At 73.8% G+C, this 13,605-nt stretch carries 13 protein-coding genes; 10 read left to right on the top strand and 3 right to left on the bottom strand.

Annotation, left to right across the window (positions count from 1 at the left end; translation table 11 throughout):
• The first annotated feature begins 24 nt into the window (after positions 1 to 24).
• The 6 genes from CHF15_RS31340 (at position 25) to CHF15_RS31315 (ending at position 7,968) form a co-directional block, all read left to right on the top strand.
• Positions 25 to 243: a barstar family protein gene (locus tag CHF15_RS31340; RefSeq protein WP_089227283.1), complete on the top strand. Its 219-nt coding sequence runs from the start codon at positions 25 to 27 to the stop codon at positions 241 to 243.
• A 219-nt stretch (positions 244 to 462) separates the two neighbouring features.
• Positions 463 to 1,089 carry a GntR family transcriptional regulator gene (locus CHF15_RS31335; protein ID WP_089227282.1) on the top strand — a complete coding sequence of 209 codons (627 nt, stop codon included), beginning with the start codon at positions 463 to 465 and terminating at the stop codon, positions 1,087 to 1,089.
• A gap of 142 nt (positions 1,090 to 1,231) precedes the next feature.
• Positions 1,232 to 3,907 carry a pyruvate dehydrogenase (acetyl-transferring), homodimeric type gene (aceE, locus tag CHF15_RS31330; RefSeq protein WP_089227281.1) on the top strand — a complete coding sequence of 892 codons (2,676 nt, stop codon included), beginning with the start codon at positions 1,232 to 1,234 and terminating at the stop codon, positions 3,905 to 3,907.
• Between the two features lie 161 nt (positions 3,908 to 4,068).
• A complete protein-coding gene (locus CHF15_RS31325) occupies positions 4,069 to 4,548 on the top strand; it encodes a MarR family winged helix-turn-helix transcriptional regulator (protein ID WP_089227280.1) in 480 nt (159 codons plus the stop codon).
• Positions 4,549 to 4,579: 31 nt separating this feature from the next.
• Positions 4,580 to 6,304 (top strand): MFS transporter, encoded by a 1,725-nt coding sequence (locus CHF15_RS31320; protein WP_089227279.1) that lies wholly within the window; start codon positions 4,580 to 4,582, stop codon positions 6,302 to 6,304.
• Positions 6,305 to 6,441: 137 nt separating this feature from the next.
• Positions 6,442 to 7,968, top strand: coding sequence for a glutamate synthase subunit beta (locus tag CHF15_RS31315; protein WP_089227422.1), 1,527 nt, complete (start codon positions 6,442 to 6,444; stop codon positions 7,966 to 7,968).
• Here the strand turns inward: CHF15_RS31315 and CHF15_RS31310 are convergent.
• Positions 7,937 to 8,974, bottom strand: a complete 1,038-nt coding sequence (locus CHF15_RS31310) for a Gfo/Idh/MocA family protein (protein ID WP_089227278.1) — start codon at positions 8,972 to 8,974, stop codon at positions 7,937 to 7,939. The two genes, CHF15_RS31315 and CHF15_RS31310, sit on opposite strands and share 32 nt — an antisense overlap.
• Before the next feature lie 221 nt (positions 8,975 to 9,195).
• Between CHF15_RS31310 and CHF15_RS31305 the strand changes: the two genes are divergently transcribed.
• Both CHF15_RS31305 and CHF15_RS31300 read left to right on the top strand, forming a co-directional pair.
• On the top strand, positions 9,196 to 9,774 hold the full coding sequence (locus CHF15_RS31305; RefSeq protein ID WP_089227277.1) for a helix-turn-helix transcriptional regulator: 579 nt from the start codon (positions 9,196 to 9,198) through the stop codon (positions 9,772 to 9,774).
• A gap of 17 nt (positions 9,775 to 9,791) precedes the next feature.
• Positions 9,792 to 10,316: a GNAT family N-acetyltransferase gene (locus CHF15_RS31300; protein WP_089227421.1), complete on the top strand. Its 525-nt coding sequence runs from the start codon at positions 9,792 to 9,794 to the stop codon at positions 10,314 to 10,316.
• A gap of 54 nt (positions 10,317 to 10,370) precedes the next feature.
• Here CHF15_RS31300 and CHF15_RS31295 read toward each other — a convergent pair whose 3' ends face one another.
• Positions 10,371 to 11,219 carry an SDR family NAD(P)-dependent oxidoreductase gene (locus CHF15_RS31295; RefSeq protein WP_089227276.1) on the bottom strand — a complete coding sequence of 283 codons (849 nt, stop codon included), beginning with the start codon at positions 11,217 to 11,219 and terminating at the stop codon, positions 10,371 to 10,373.
• A 144-nt stretch (positions 11,220 to 11,363) separates the two neighbouring features.
• Between CHF15_RS31295 and CHF15_RS31290 the strand changes: the two genes are divergently transcribed.
• On the top strand, positions 11,364 to 12,215 hold the full coding sequence (locus CHF15_RS31290; RefSeq protein WP_089227275.1) for a helix-turn-helix domain-containing protein: 852 nt from the start codon (positions 11,364 to 11,366) through the stop codon (positions 12,213 to 12,215).
• Between the two features lie 37 nt (positions 12,216 to 12,252).
• Here the strand turns inward: CHF15_RS31290 and CHF15_RS31285 are convergent, their stop codons facing one another.
• Positions 12,253 to 13,023, bottom strand: coding sequence for a GNAT family N-acetyltransferase (locus CHF15_RS31285; protein WP_089227274.1), 771 nt, complete (start codon positions 13,021 to 13,023; stop codon positions 12,253 to 12,255).
• 179 nt (positions 13,024 to 13,202) lie between these two features.
• Between CHF15_RS31285 and CHF15_RS31280 the strand changes: the two genes are divergently transcribed.
• Positions 13,203 to 13,605: ABC transporter ATP-binding protein (locus CHF15_RS31280; RefSeq protein WP_245939145.1), on the top strand; the 403-nt coding region annotated here is incomplete at its 3' end.

The following is a 13,605-nucleotide window of genomic DNA, read 5'->3' as shown; positions in this document are numbered from 1 at the left end:
TCCGGGGGGAGCAATGCGGCGGCGGTGGCCTCGGGACGTCGGGCGCGTCCCGCACGTCCCGCACGTCCCGCCGGGCTCGTGCGGGAGCTGGACGGCCGGCGCGTCACCGGCGAGCCTGGCCTCCACCTCGTGCTGGGCGAGGCGGTGAACGGTCCGGGCGGATACGTCGGCTGCAACGCGGACGCCCCGGCCGACTGCCTGCGCGGCGGCTTCGGGGTGACCGCACCCTTCACTTTGGTGTGACGGGACTCCGCCGCCGCCCGGCGGGCGCTGGGCGTCACGCTGAACTCCCTGGGGGAACCGGACAGCCGCTTCGGCCTGGCCCTGGAGGTGCCGGCGGAGCGCGGCGTGGAGGTCGTCCACGCCTGAGGGCGTGGCGGCACCGGGTGCCGCCGTCCCGGGACGCCGGAGGGCGCCGTCGCCGTATCGTCTAGTCAGCTGCCCTTTTCCGGAGGAGTCCCCATGGCGCCGCCCATCGTCCGCTCTCTGCGCGAGCAGATCCGCGAGTTCATCGTGGACGGCATCGTCAGCGGGCGGTGGAAGCCCGGGGAGCGGATCGTCGAGCGCGGCATCGCCACCGAGCTGGAGGTCAGCCAGACGCCCGTGCGGGAGGCGCTGCGGGAGCTGGAGGTCATGCGGCTGATCGAGTCCGCCCCGAACAAGGGCGTGCGGGTGCGCCGGCTGACCGCCGCGGACCTGGAGGAGATCTACCCGGTGCGGGCCGGCCTGGAGCAGATCGCCGCGGAGCTGGCCGCGCCCCGCCTGCGGCAGGACCTGTCCGCGCTGGAGGCCGAGGTCGCCCTGCTGCAGAAGGCGGACGCGGAGGGCGACGCCGGGGCGCAGGTGCGGCACACCGTGGCGTTCCATCGCGAGCTGGTGCGGGCCTCGGGCAACAGCGTGCTGCTGCACACCTGGGAGTCACTGGGCATCGAGGTGTGGACGGCGCTGTCGATCCGCTGGCTGGGCACCCGCCAGCGGCTGTACGCCGAGGAGCACCAGGCGGTCGTGGAGGCCTTCCGCAGGGACGATCCGCGGGTCGGCGAGCTGGTCAAGGAGCATGTGCTGGGCTGTGCCCCGCAGGGCGGCTGACCCCGCCGCGAGGACCGCCGAGGACCGGAGTCCCCCGTACTGTGACCCTCGTCACAGGGTATTTGATCGATCATCGATCAGATTTATTCTGTGAGAGACGGGGACACCCTGCCCGCACGGAACCATCTGGAAGGCGTTCACCATGACCGACGCCACGCTGAGCGCACTCGATCACCTGCCGGACCCCGACCCCGAGGAAACCGGCGAATGGGCCGCCTCCCTCGACGCGGTCGCCCGTGCCGCCGGCCCGGAGCGCGCGGCCTACCTGATGCGCCGCACCTTCGACCACGCGCAGGCGTCCGGTCTCTCGGTGCCTTCGCTGCTGGAGACCGAGCACATCAACACCATCCCGACCGCCGCGGAGCCCGAGCTCCCCGGTGACGCGGAGATGGAGCGGCGCATCGCCGGATGGAACCGCTGGAACGCCGCCGCCATGGTGACCCGCGGCAGCCGCCTGGGCCTGGGCGGCCACATCGCCACCTTCGCCTCCGCGGCCTGGCTGTACGAGACGGGCTTCAACCACTTCTTCCGCGGCAAGGAGGGCGACGGCTCCGGCGACCAGCTGTACATCCAGGGCCACGCCTCCCCCGGCATCTACGCCCGCGCCTTCCTCGACGGCCGGCTGTCCGAGCAGCAGCTGGACAACTTCCGCCAGGAGGCCGGCGGCGACGGCCTGCCGTCCTACCCGCACCCGCGCCGGCTGCCCTGGCTGTGGGAGTTCCCCACCGTCTCGATGGGCCTCGGCCCGCTCGCCGCGATCCAGCAGGCGCGCTTCAACCGCTACCTGACGCACCGCGGCATCAAGGACGTCTCCGGCTCGCACGTGTGGGCCTTCCTCGGCGACGGCGAGATGGACGAGCCGGAGTCGACCGCCGCCCTCGGCCTCGCCGGCCGCGAGGGGCTGGACAACCTGACCTTCGTGATCAACTGCAACCTGCAGCGTCTCGACGGCCCGGTGCGCGCCAACTTCAAGATCGTCCAGGAGCTGGAGGCGAAGTTCCGCGCCGCCGGCTGGAACGTCGTCAAGTCGCTGTGGGGCTCCGCCTGGGACGAGCTGTTCGCCCTCGACACCACCGGCGCGCTCGTCCGGCGGCTGCGCGAGGTCCCCGACGGGCAGTTCCAGACGTACGCCACCCGCGACGCCGCCTACATCCGGGAGCACTTCTTCGGCGCCGACCCGGCGCTGGCCGAGATGGCGAAGCTGCTGACCGACGCCAAGATCACCGAGTGCTTCCACACCTCCCGCGGCGGCCACGAGCCGCGCAAGGTGTACGCCGCCTACCGCGCGGCCACCACGCACAAGGGCGCGCCGACCGTGGTCCTCGCGCAGACGGTCAAGGGCTGGACGCTGGGCCGCGGTTTCGAGTCGCGCAACGCCAACCACCAGATGAAGAAGCTCACGGTCCCCGAGTTCCGCACCATGCGCGACCTGCTCGAGCTGCCCATCCCGGACAGCGCGCTCTCCGGCGACCTGGTGCCGTACGCCCACCCGGGCGCCGACTCCCCCGAGGTCCGCTACCTGCAGGAGCGCCGCGCCGAGCTCGGCGGCCCCGCCCCGGCCCGCCGGGTCCACCCGGTGGCGCTGCCCGAGCCGTCCGCGAAGCCCTTCGAGGCGCTCGCCAAGGGCTCCGGCGGACAGGAGATCGCGACCACGATGGCCCTGGTCCGGCTGCTCAAGGACCTGATGCGGGAGAAGGAGAGCGGTCGCCGCTGGGTGCCGATCGTCCCCGACGAGGCCCGCACCTTCGGCATGGAGTCGCTCTTCCCGAGCGCCGGCATCTACTCGCCGCTCGGCCAGACCTACGACCCGGTCGACCGCGACATGCTCCTGTACTACAAGGAGGCGGAGAACGGGCAGATCCTCAACGAGGGCATCACCGAGGCCGGTTCGATGGCCTCCTTCACGGCCGCGGCGACCTCGTACGCGACGCACGGCGAGCCGATGATCCCCCTCTACATCTTCTACTCGATGTTCGGCTGGCAGCGGACCGCCGACCAGATGTGGGCCCTCGCCGACCAGCTCGGCCGCGGCTTCCTGGTCGGGGCGACCGCGGGCCGTACGACGATGACGGGCGAGGGCCTGCAGCACGCCGACGGCCATTCGCACCTGATCGCGTCCACCAACCCGGCGGCGCTCTCGTACGACCCGGCGTTCGCCTACGAGATCGGCGTGATCGTCCGCGAGGGCCTGCGCCGTATGTACGGCCCGGACGCGGAGGACGTCTTCTACTACCTGACGGTCTACAACGAGCCCAAGATCCAGCCGGTCATGCCGGCCGAGCCGGGCATCGAGGAAGCCATCGTCAAGGGCCTGTACCGCTTCCGGACCGCCGACACGGCCGGGCTGCCCGCCGACGCGCCGCGACTGCAGCTCATGGCGTCCGGCACGGCGATCCACTGGGCCCTGGAGGCGCAGCAGCTGCTGGCCGCCGAGTGGGGCGTGGCGGCGGACGTGTGGTCGGCGACCTCGTGGAGCGAGCTGCGCCGCGGTGGTCTGGCGTACGACGCGGCGCGGCTGCGCGGCGAGGACGCGCCGCTCCCCCACGTCACGCGCGTGCTGGAGGGCGCGCCGGGCCCGGTGCTGGCGGTGAGCGACTGGATGCGCGCGGTGCCGGACCAGATCAGCCAGTGGGTGCCGCAGGACTGGTACTCGATCGGCACCGACGGCTTCGGCCTGTCGGACACGCGTGAGGCGGCCCGCCGCCACTTCGGCGTGGACCCCCGGTCGGTGGTCGTCGCCGCGCTGGCCTCGCTCGCCGGGCGCGGTGAGGTGAAGCGGGAGACCGTCCAGGAGGCCCGGGAGCGCTACGGGCTCTGAGCCTCCCCGCCCCGCCCCGGGTGGGGACACGAGGGCCGGGCACGCCGTCGCAGGCGTGCCCGGCCCTCCTTCGTGCCCGGCCCGCGCACGCGCCCCGGGAGTCCCCAGCGTGCCCGGGGTGCCCCCTGCCCGGATACATAAGGCAGTGATATAAATGTCTTATGCATCTTCCCGGTGACAACCCGGACCACAGCCACGCCGTCGACGTGGCGCGGGCCCTGGAACGGCTGTACCGCGTGCTGCGCAGGCTCAGCCAGCCGAGCGAGCTGTCACTGACCACCGTGGCGACGCTGTCCACGCTGGAGCAGTCCGGCCCGCTCCGGCTGACCGAGCTGGCGGCCCTGGAGGGCGTCACCCAGCCGGCGATGACCCAGGTCGTGTCACGGCTGACCGAGGCGGGACTCGCCGGTCGCGCGGCGGACCCGTCGGACGGGCGCGTGGTGCTCGTCGACATCACCGACGCGGGCCGGGAGGCCATCGCCCGGCGCCGCGCCGTGCGTGCCGAGCGGCTCGGGGAGTTGCTGGAACAGCTGAGCCCGGACGAGCGGTCGGCCCTGGTGGCCGCGCTGCCGGCCGTGGAGGCACTGACCCGGCTGGGGCAGCCCCCGGCCTCGTCGCGCCCCGCCCAGCGGAGCAATTGATCAGGCATCGGTTCTACGTCGGAGCAGCCACATGACCGCGCATGCGCAATCGTCCCGTTCCGTGAATCCGTTCAAACAGCCGAAGGCCGTGTTCGCGGTCGCCTTCGCCTGTGTGGTCTCGTTCATGGGGATCGGGCTGGTCGACCCGATCCTGCCCGCGATATCCGAGCAACTGGACGCCACCCCCAGTCAGGTGACGCTGCTGTTCACCAGCTACCTGGTGGTGACCGCGGTCGCCATGCTCGTCACCAACTGGGTCTCCAGCCGGATCGGCGCCAAGCGGACGCTGATCGTGGGTCTCGCCCTGATCGTGGTGTTCGCGGCCCTGGCCGGCAGCTCGGGGAGCATCGGCGGCATCGTCGGCTTCCGCGCGGGCTGGGGCATCGGCAACGCCCTGTTCATCGCCACCTCGCTGGCGGTGATCGTGGCCTCCGCGAGCGGCGGCTTCGTGGGTGCGATCATCCTCTACGAGACCGCGCTCGGCGTCGGCATCGCCGTGGGCCCGCTGCTCGGCGGGCTGCTGGGCGACGTGAGCTGGCGCGGCCCGTTCTACGGCGTCGCCGTCCTGATGGCCATCGCGCTGATCGCCACCGTCGTCCTCGTGGAGCCGACACCGCTGCCGACCCGAAGGACCGGACTCGGCGAACCGCTGCGCGCGCTGCGCCACCGCGGGCTGCTGACGATGTCGCTGACGGCCCTCTGCTACAACTGGGCGTTCTTCACCGTGCTCGGCTACGCGCCCTTCCCGATGGGCCTCGGCGCGATCCAGCTCGGCCTGGTCTTCACCGGCTGGGGCGCTCTCGTCGCCGTCTTCGCCGTCTTCGGCGCCCCGCGGCTGCAGGCCCGGCTGGGCATCGCGCGGACGCTCTACGCCAACCTCGCGCTGTTCGCCCTCACCGTGCTGGCCATCGCCATCTGGACGGACCAGCGGGCCGTACTGATCGCCTGCGTGATCGTCGCCGGTGTCTTCATCGGGGTGAACAACACCGTCACGACGCAGGCGGTGATGACCGTCGCGCCCGTCGACCGAGCCGTCGCCGCCGCCTCGTACGGCTTCGTCCGCTTCATCGGCGGCGGGCTGGCGCCGTTCGCCGCGGGCAAGCTGGTCGAGGCGTTCGGGATCCACGTGCCGTTCTACATCGGCGCCGGGGCGCTCGTGCTGGGCATCGTGATCCTCTCCACGGCCCACGGGCTGCTCAAGGAGGCCGAGAAGGTCCAGGCCGAGCAGGCCGACGCCGCCCCCGGAACCGGCGCCGCCGTGTCGCTGGTGCCGGTCGAGCACGACGCCGCCGTGCCCGGCGACGCGGGCCGCGGTGCCATCGTCGCCGCCGTGGACGGCTCCCCCGACGCACGGCGCGTCACCGAGGCCGCCGGCCGCCTCGCGACGATCAACGGCCGTACGGTGCACGTCGTCCACGCCGAGGAGTCCGCCGCCGCGGGTGACGCGGCCGCCGGCGCCGAGGACCTGGAGTCCGCCCGGACCGCCGTCCGCGAGCACCTGGAACGGCTCGCCGCCCTCGGCGTCCCGGCCGTCGGCCACGTGCTGCGGAACGTCACCGGCCACGGGGATGTGGGCCGCCTGGTCGCCGAGCACGCGGAGCGCGCCGGGGCCCGCGCCATCGTCGTGGGGGCGCCCGCGCACGGCGGGCTGACCGCGCTGATGGACGCCGACGCCGGGCAGGCCCTGATGCGGTACGCGACCTGCGACGTCGTACTGATCAACCCGCGCTCGGCGGAAGTGGGGACCGCGGCCTGAACGACCGGCGGAAGATCACGGTGGCCGCGCCATCGAAATACCGACAAACCCGACGTATGGTGGCCTGAAGGTGCCATGTGCCGGGGGACGCGGTCACCGTGACACCCCTGATCGTGACGGCGGCGCCGGAGGCGGCCATGGCCGATCCCAAGGGCTTTCTCACCACCCCCCGCCGTACGCCCGCGCGCCGCCCCGTCTGCGAGCGCGTCGAGGACTGGCACGAGGTCTACACCGGCCAGAGCCTGCTGCCGATCGTCTCCGCGCAGGCCGGCCGCTGCATGGACTGCGGCATCCCGTTCTGCCACGAGGCCTGCCCGCTGGGGAACATGATCCCCGACTGGAACGACCTGGTGTACCGGGAGGACTGGGCGGCGGCCGCGGAACGGCTGCACGCCACCAACAACTTCCCCGAGTTCACCGGGCGGCTGTGCCCGGCGCCCTGCGAGAGCGCCTGCGTCCTGACCATCAACGCCGACCCCGTCACGATCAAGAACGTCGAGGTCGCCATCGCCGACCGCGCGTGGGAGGACGGCCTCGCCTGCCCCCGTCCCCCCGAGCGGCACTCCGGCCGCAGGATCGCCGTGGTCGGCTCCGGACCAGCCGGGCTCGCCGCCGCCCAGCAGCTCACCCGGGTCGGGCACACGGTGACGGTCTACGAGCGGGCGGACCGGCTCGGCGGGCTCCTGCGCTACGGCATACCGGAGTTCAAGATGGAGAAGCACCATCTGGACCGGCGGCTGGCGCAGATGCGAGCCGAGGGCACGCTCTTCCGCACCGAGGTCGAGGTCGGCGCGGACCTCGACGCGCGGCGGGTCGTCACCGAGCACGACGCGGTGCTCCTGGCCGTGGGCGCCACGGCCTGGCGCGAGTTGCGGGTGCCCGGACGGGAACTGGCGGGCATCCACCAGGCGATGGAGTACCTGCCGCTGGCGAACCGGGTGCAGGAGGGCGACCTGACCGAGTCTCCGGTCAGCGCCGAGGGCAAGGACGTCGTCATCGTCGGCGGCGGCGACACCGGCGCCGACTGCCTGGGCACCGTGCTGCGGCAGCACGCGGCCTCCGTCGTACAGCTCGACATCAACCCGCTGCCGGGCGAGTGCCGCCCCGAGCACCAGCCGTGGCCGGTGTACCCGCACGTCTACCGGGTCTCCCCCGCCCACGAGGAGGCCCGCGAGCTGGCCCGGCGCGGCGTCTGGGACCCGGCGGAGCACGGCGGCGTGCCGCTGCCGGGCCCGGAGGGCGACATCCGGGTGTTCTCCGCGTCGACCTTCCGCTTCGAGGGCGACGACGAGGGGCACGTACGGTCGCTGCACCTGGTCGGGGTCGAGCCGCGGCACCGGCGCGCGCAGCAGGGCACCGAGCGCGTCATCCCCGCCCAGCTGGTGCTGCTGGCGCTGGGGTTCTCGGGGGCCGAGCGCGACTGCGGGCTGGTGACCCAGCTCGGTCTGGAACTCGACCGGCGCGGCCACGTCGTCCGCGACGCCCGCTTCGCCACCGGGGTGGAGAAGGTGTTCGTCGCGGGCGACGCGGGCCGCGGTCAGTCGCTGATCGTCTGGGCGATCGCCGAGGGCCGGTCGGCCGCGGCGGCGGTCGACCGGTGGCTCACCGGCAGCACGTGCCTGCCGGCGCCGATCACGCCGACGGCCCGGCCGCTGGTGGCGTGACGGCGGCGGACCGCGGGCGCGGCTCGAAGCCCGCGGCGCGGTAGCAGGCGTCGATCATGCGCATCGACTCCACGGCGTCGTCGGCGTCCGTGAGCAGCGGGGCGCCGTCGCGCAGGGTCGCCGCGAACGCCTCCAGCTGGTAGGTGTACGAGGTCCGCTTGCCGAGCTCCTCGACCCGCTCGCCGTCCGGCGTGCGGACGACGACCCGGTCGTCCGTGTGCGGCAGCACGAAGCAGGGCGCGGTGGCCTCGCCCCGGCTGCCGACGATGCGCCAGCTCATCTCGAGGGCCTCGGCGTCCATGTGGCAGCGGGCCGAGGCGGTGGCGCCGCCGGGGTACTCCAGGTCCGCGTCCAGCCACTCGTCGACGCCGGGCGCGACGGCTCGCTCGCCGCCGCGCGCGGCCAGCAGGCGCGGGGCACCGCCGGCCCAGGGGGCCAGGGAACGCGCCGCGTGGAGGGAGTAGCAGCCGAGGTCCATCACGGCGCCGCCGGCCAGCGGCAGCGACCAGCGGGGGTCCTCGTCCGCGGGGGCGGGGATGTTGACCACGGTCTCCACGTGCCGCAGTTCGCCGAGCTCGCCGGACTCCAGCAGCTCGTGCAGGCGGCGGGTGACCGGGTGGTAGAGGTAGTGGAAGGCCTCCATGACGACCACGCCCGCCTTGGCGGCCGCGTCGCGGACCTCGACGGCCTCCTCGAGGTTGCTGGCGGAGGGCTTCTCGCTGAGCACGTGCTTGCCCGCGGCGATGGCGGCCAGGTTCCAGGGGCCGTGGAGGCCGTTGGCGAGCGGGTTGTAGACGGCCTCGACCTCGGGGTCGGCGATGACGTCGGCGTACGTGTCCAGCACGCGCTCGACGCCGTGCTCGGCCGCGAAGTCCGCCGCGCGGGAGCGGTCGCGGGCGGCCACGGCGACGAGCCGGTGGCCGGTCGTGCGGGCGGGGGCGGCGATGGCGGCGCCTGCGATGCGGGCGGCGCCGAGCACGCCGATGCGCAGCGGTTCGGTGGTCATGCGGTGCGTACCTCTTCCATACGTACGGGGCGGTGGTCCCCGAGGGACGACGTGCAGGCCTCGGCGATCATCCGGCCTCGACCCCGTCGGCGACGGTACACGGCGCGGGCGAACGGCCCGTGACGGCCCCGGGGAAGACGGCCGGCCCGGGGCGGGCGGTGCGGCGGGCCGGGCGTCTCCCGCGCTTGGCGCCGTCCCGAATCCGGGATACCGTCCCGAATATGAGAGACCCCGATCTCGCGTCCGTCGACGCCCGCCTGGCCGCACGCCTCGCCGAACTGCGCGACGAACGCGGCTGGTCCCTCGATGAGCTCGCCACGCGCACGGGCATCAGCCGCTCGACGCTCTCCCGCCTCGAGCGCGCCGAGATCAGCCCCACCGCCGCCCTGCTCGGGCGCCTGTGCACCGCGTACGAGCGCACGATGTCCCGGCTGCTGGCCGAGGTCGAGAGCGGCGGCGAGCCCGCGCAGCTCGTACGCGCCGCCGACCAGCGCGTCTGGTCCGACACCGCGTCCGGCTTCGAGCGGCGCTCCGTCTCGCCCCCGCACCCGGGGCTGCGCGCCGAGATCGTCGAGGGCGTGCTGCGCGCCGGCGCGGACATCGCGTACGAAGGCCCGCCCGTCGCCGGGCTCGAGCACCACGTGTGGCTGCGGGAGGGCGCACTCGAGGTCACCGTCCAGGGCCGCGCCCACCGCCTCGCCCCCGGCGACTGCCTCCGCTACCGCCTGTGGGGCACCTCCCGCTTCCACTGCCCCGGCCCCGACGCCGCCCGCTACGCCGTCGTGGTCGTGCTGCCGTGAAGGACGCCTCCGCCCCCGTGCACACCATCGCCCCGCTCTCCGCCGAAGCCCTCCTGGACACCGCCGACGACCTCGCCGCCCTCCTCGTGGACAGCGTCGAAGGCGGCGCCTCCCTCGGCTTCGTGGCCCCCTTCGCCCACCCCGCGGCCGCCGCCTGGTGGCGCACCCGGGCCCGCGCCGTCGCGTCCGGCGAACTCTGCGTCTGGGCCGCCCGCGACACCGCCGGCGTGACCGGCACCGTCAGCCTCGCCCACGAGACCAAGCCCAACGGCCGGCACCGCGCCGAGGTCCTCAAGCTCATGGTCCACCGCCGCGCCCGCGGCCACGGCCTCGGCCGCACCCTGCTCACCGTCGCCGAACACGCCGCGGCGGCCGCGGGCGCGGCCCTGCTGCTCCTCGACACGGAGACCGGCAGCCCCGCCGAGCACCTCTACCGCACCGCGGGCTGGACCCCCTACGGCACCGTCCCCGCCCACGCCGCGAACCCCGCGGGCGTGCTGAGGCCGACGACCTTCTACTTCAAGGCGCCGGCGTCCGCTTGACTCGTGGCATCGGCGCCCCGGACGGGCTGCGGAGCGTCGGCCGGAGGGCCGTGGTCAGGATCCGTTCGGCTGTCCCTGCGCGAGGCGCGAGACGTGGTCCCACTGCTCCAGCCCGGCGAGCCGGCCGGCGTACTCGGTGCGCAGAGCCGCCAGGCCGCCGGTTCCGAACAGGACCCGCATGGGCGGCTCGGGCGTTTCCACGAGCGCGAGGAGGGCCTCGGACGTCGCCGCGGGGTCGCCCGGCGTGAAGCCGCCGGCCTCCGCGCCCGCGAACAGGGCCTGCCGGGCGTGGGCGTATGCCGGGTCCTGCCGGGCCTGCGGGGAGGTGGCCGCCAGACCCGTGGGGAACATGATCGGCTCGATCAATGTGACGTGGATGCCGTACGCGGCGACCTCGGCCGCGAGTGACTCGCTCATCGCCTCCAGGGCCCACTTGGAGGCCTGGTAGATGCCGAGCGCCGGATAGGCGACCAGGCCCCCGAACGAGGAGACCTGCAGGATCCGGCCCGCACGGCGCTCCCGCATGCCGGGCAGCACGGCCCGGGTGGCCCACAGCGAGCCGAAGTAGTTGACGTCCATCTGGGCGCGGGCCTGTTCCTCCTCGACCTCCTCGACGGCGCCCATCAGCATGTGGCCCGCGTTGTTGACCAGCACGTCGATTCCGCCGAACGCCGCCTCGGCGCTCCGCACGGCTTCGCGGACGGCCCCAGAGTCGCGGACGTCGAGCTGCAGGGGCAGGAAGCGGTCGCCGTGGCGCTCGGACAGCGGCGCCAGCGCCGCCGTGTCGCGGGCGACCGCCGCGAGCCGGTCACCGCGGGCGAGGATCGCCTCGGCCCAGTGTGCGCCCAGCCCGCGGGACGCTCCGGTGAGGAACCAGGTCCGGGAAGTCGCTGCCTTGCTCATGGGGATCTCCTCCATCGTCGTCCGACCGGGCCGCTCCCGGTTCGACGACCAGCGTTTCGCCGATCGGAGACGTCAGGCAGAGTCGCCTTACCCAGGGATCGGCGGTCTCTGGCTGCCTCTCCGGCCGTGCCGCAGACTCGAAGGGTGGACACCAAGCAGTTGGCGGATTTCCTGCGGGTGCGCAGGGAGGCGCTCGACCCCGGGGACGTCGGCCTCGCGGGCACGGGGCGCCGGCGCACTCCCGGGCTGCGCCGTGAGGAGGTCGCGCGCCTGGCCGACATCTCCACGGACTACTACACCCGTCTCGAGCAGGACCGTGCGCCGCAGCCGTCGCCAGGCGTGCTGCGGGCGATCACCAGGGCGCTGCGCCTGACCCTGGACGAGCGCGACCACCTCTTCCGGCTGGCCGGGCAGCGACCGCCGGACCGCACGCGGTCCGACGAACATGTCGCGCCCAGCCTGCTGCGTGTGCTGGACGGCCTCTCCGACGTCCCGGCCCAGGTGATGACCGACCTCGGCGCCACCCTCGTCCAGAACGACCTGGCACAGGCCGTCTTCGGCGATCTCGTCCGGCTGCGGGGTGCCACGGGCACGGTGGTGTACCGGTGGTTCACCGATCCCCGCGCCCGGGCCGGGTATCCGGTCCAGGACCACGCGACGGAGTCCCGGGCCCTCGTCGCCGACCTGCGGGCCGCGGCCGTCCGCCGTGACGACGCGCAGGCGAAGGACCTGGTCGAGCGGCTGCTGCGGGCGAGTCCCGAGTTCGCGGCCCTGTGGCGTCTGCATTCGGTGGCGGTGATGCGCAGCAGACGCAAGCGGATCCAGCACCCCGAGGTGGGCCTGCTGGAACTCGACTGCCAGGTGCTCGTCGACGAGGAGCGCACACAGATCCTCGCCCTGTTCCCGCCGGCACCGGGGACACCGACGGCGGAGCGTCTCGCACTTCTCGCGTCCCTGGGACCCCTCGCCGCCCGGCGCCCCTTCCTGGAGCACTAGGCCGGTTTCGCGGCCCCGCCGAGCCGGCGGTTCGCGGTCACGCGGGCAGGCTGAAGAGGCGGTACTCGGAGACCGTCGTGAAACCGAAGCGGCGGTAGAGGGGTTCGCCGGCCGGGCTGGCGAGGAGGGCGGCGCGGTGGGTGCCGCGGTCGTGGGCGACGCGGAGGGCGGACGTGGTCAGTGCGGCGCCGATGCCGCGGCGGCGGTGGGGCTCGGCGACATGGACGAGGAAGATGCCGGCCACGTCGTGCGCCGTGATCACCACCGTCGTGCCGACGACCTCGCCGTCCAGCACCGCGGCGAGGCGCACGACGTCCGCGTTGTCCGCGCGATCGGCCTCGAACCGGACGAGGCCGGGCTGGAGTTCGGGGGCGATGCCCATGGAGGTGCGGTACGTCGCGACGAGCCCGGCCAGCCGGTCCGGGGTCGCGACGGCCTCGACGCGCAGGCCGGACGGAGGTTCCCGGGGGTCCGGGGCGCGGTCGAGGGGCCGCACCATCAGGGGCAGGGTGCCGAGCGGGACCGCGCCGTGCCGGGTCAAAGCGTCGGGGGTGCCTTCGGGGCTGTCCGGGCCGGCCCACCACCACCAGGGGACGCCCGCGAGTTCGGTGCGCGCGGTGGCCACGGCCCGGCCGAGCGCGTCCAGGGACCGTATCCGGAGCACGCCGTTGAACTGCGGCGTGGCGAGACCGCTGCGGTAGCGCTCAAAGCCGTCGTCGTCGCGCTGCGTCTCGCCCCAACCCATCAGGTACTGACGGAAGTTGGCGGTGATCCCCGCCAGTTCCTGCGTGGCTGCCGTGACCGACATGTCTCCCTCTCCCGCTGTGCCGGCATGGTGTCACACGTGTCACACGCCGGGCCTCTCCCACCGCGCACGCGAAAGCCCTTCCTCGCAGGCGGGGACCCCCCATTATGCTGACCGGCATGAGTGAGGGACTGCTGGAACGGCGTGAGGGCCCGGCGGGCGACGGGGCGGCCTCCGAGGCGATGGTCGTGGTCGAGGACCTGGTGCGCACCTTCGGCACCGGGGACACCGCGGTGCACGCCCTGGGCGGGGTGTCCTTCAGTGTGGCCCGCGGGGAGCTGGTGGCCCTCAAGGGCCGCTCGGGCTCGGGCAAGACGACCCTGCTGAACATCATCGGCGGCCTGGACCGCGCCGACGCGGGCCGGGTCACCGTCGACGGCACCACGCTGGGCGGCCTGGCCGAACGCGAACTGCTCGCCCTGCGCCGCGACCGCATGGGCTTCGTCTTCCAGTCCTTCGGCCTGCTGCCCATCCTCACCGCCGCCGAGAACGTCGGCGTCCCCCTGCGCCTGCGCAACACCCCCCGCCGCGAACGCGAGGAACGCGTCAGCCTCCTGCTCTCCCTGGTCGGCCTCGAAGGCCACG

The organism is Actinacidiphila glaucinigra, assembly GCF_900188405.1.
Taxonomy (GTDB): Bacteria; Actinomycetota; Actinomycetes; order Streptomycetales; family Streptomycetaceae; genus Actinacidiphila; species Actinacidiphila glaucinigra.
Note: the sequence above shows the minus strand (reverse complement) of the source record. Positions and strands in the feature narration are given on the sequence as shown.

What these genes read in the sequence shown, in the direction of transcription:
- CHF15_RS31335 (WP_089227282.1), top strand. Translation starts at nt 463, where the DNA reads ATGGCGCCGCCCATCGTCCGCTCTCTGCGCGAGCAGATCCGCGAGTTC.
- aceE (WP_089227281.1), top strand. Translation starts at nt 1,232, where the DNA reads ATGACCGACGCCACGCTGAGCGCACTCGATCACCTGCCGGACCCCGAC.
- CHF15_RS31325 (WP_089227280.1), top strand. Translation starts at nt 4,069, where the DNA reads ATGCATCTTCCCGGTGACAACCCGGACCACAGCCACGCCGTCGACGTG.
- CHF15_RS31320 (WP_089227279.1), top strand. Translation starts at nt 4,580, where the DNA reads ATGACCGCGCATGCGCAATCGTCCCGTTCCGTGAATCCGTTCAAACAG.
- CHF15_RS31315 (WP_089227422.1), top strand. Translation starts at nt 6,442, where the DNA reads ATGGCCGATCCCAAGGGCTTTCTCACCACCCCCCGCCGTACGCCCGCG.
- CHF15_RS31310 (WP_089227278.1), bottom strand. Translation starts at nt 8,974, where the DNA reads ATGACCACCGAACCGCTGCGCATCGGCGTGCTCGGCGCCGCCCGCATC.
- CHF15_RS31305 (WP_089227277.1), top strand. Translation starts at nt 9,196, where the DNA reads ATGAGAGACCCCGATCTCGCGTCCGTCGACGCCCGCCTGGCCGCACGC.
- CHF15_RS31295 (WP_089227276.1), bottom strand. Translation starts at nt 11,219, where the DNA reads ATGAGCAAGGCAGCGACTTCCCGGACCTGGTTCCTCACCGGAGCGTCC.
- CHF15_RS31285 (WP_089227274.1), bottom strand. Translation starts at nt 13,023, where the DNA reads ATGTCGGTCACGGCAGCCACGCAGGAACTGGCGGGGATCACCGCCAAC.